This window comes from Pseudoalteromonas sp. S3776 (genome assembly GCF_005886915.1).
Classification (GTDB): Bacteria; Pseudomonadota; Gammaproteobacteria; order Enterobacterales; family Alteromonadaceae; genus Pseudoalteromonas.
Genome location: NZ_PNCU01000093.1, coordinates 1 through 1,389, shown reverse-complemented (window position 1 = coordinate 1,389; position 1,389 = coordinate 1). Strand labels below are relative to the sequence as shown.

Here is a 1,389-nt window from a genome sequence, read left to right as displayed (position 1 = left end):
GTGACCTTGAGCGAGCGCACTGGGGATTTCTATATCCCAATGACCATCCGCCTCAACGGTGGTCGTGAGAGTTTGCTCAGCGCCATCACTGTCGGTCACGGTGAGTGTCACCGTGCCGCCAATTTCGTTACTGTTGCCCTGTAATGTCGGTGTTAGGTCGTTTACATCGCCTACATTTTGTATCGTAAGTGTGGGTGCTTGCGTGTCTAAAGTAATTGTATCGGTTACTGTTGTCGTGTTTCCTGCTTCATCAGACACACTCACTTCGATGGTGTTATCACCTTCATTCAACTCTGTCTGAGGGGTTACTGCCCAATTTCCATTGGCATCAACTGTGGTAGTCAGTGTTTGCTCTACACCGTTTTCATCAGTAATCACCACAGTAACCGTAGTGCCTACATCGGCATCACTCGTGCCTGAAATAGTAGGTGTTGTATCATTAGTTACAGCATCAAAGTCAATGGTTAAACTTGGCCCTGAAGTATCGATATTACCGGTTGCTGTATCTAAAGCACTATTGCCTGCAGCATCAGAAACCTCTGCTTGTACAGTATAATCCCCTGAAGCCAACTCTTGAGAAAGCTCTACACTCCAATTCCCTTGTGCATCCGTTGTCGTATTAAACGAGCGAACAACGCCTTGAGAATCAGTAACAGTCAAGCTTATTACAGTGCCAGAAACTGCGCCTGTAGTATTACCAGCAATAATTGGTGTTGTATCATTACTGGTTTCTAGGTCGTTAATCTGTATAGTCGGCGGCGTAATATCAATTACAGCATCAAGCTCGGTGGTGGCTGAGCCACCGCCTAAATCAGTTACAGTTGCACTGATTGATATATTTCCCTCGGGTAAATCTGCAGGTGGTGTAACACTCCACTGTCCGTTTGCATCAACAACGGTGGTTAGGGTGATCGTTGCCCCAGTAGAGTCTGTTATCTGAACTTCTATAGACGAGCCCACTTCTGCATTAAAAGTATCACCGCTTATTTGCGGTGTTTGATCGTTGGTTTCACCAATCACATCGATAGTGATAGTTAACGCACTTGTATCGATGGTGCCAGAGGCACTTGCAGTGCCTTCATTGCCGACGCTATCACTAATACTAGCATCAACCGTATAAGTACCTTCCGCTAAAGCAACAGGCACTTCAACCGTCCAGCTACCATCAGCAATAACTTGTGCTGTGATTGTTTGCACTGCACCATTTGCATCCGTTACGGTTAAAGTAACGGTTGACCCCGTAGGCTCGCCGCTAACTGTACCAGATAGGGTCGGAGTAGTATCACTCGTATCACCTAACGCATTTATCGTCACAACCGGCGCAGTTATGTCAACTTCACCAGTTGTGGTGGCTGTGGTTTCATTGCCTGCGGCGTCGGTAACCGATAC

General features: G+C 46.8%; 1 protein-coding gene. It reads right to left on the bottom strand.

Annotated elements, in window-relative coordinates; genetic code table 11:
- A partial coding sequence (locus CWC16_RS19290; RefSeq protein ID WP_171037698.1) for an Ig-like domain-containing protein occupies positions 1-1,389 on the bottom strand: 1,389 nt, incomplete at both ends.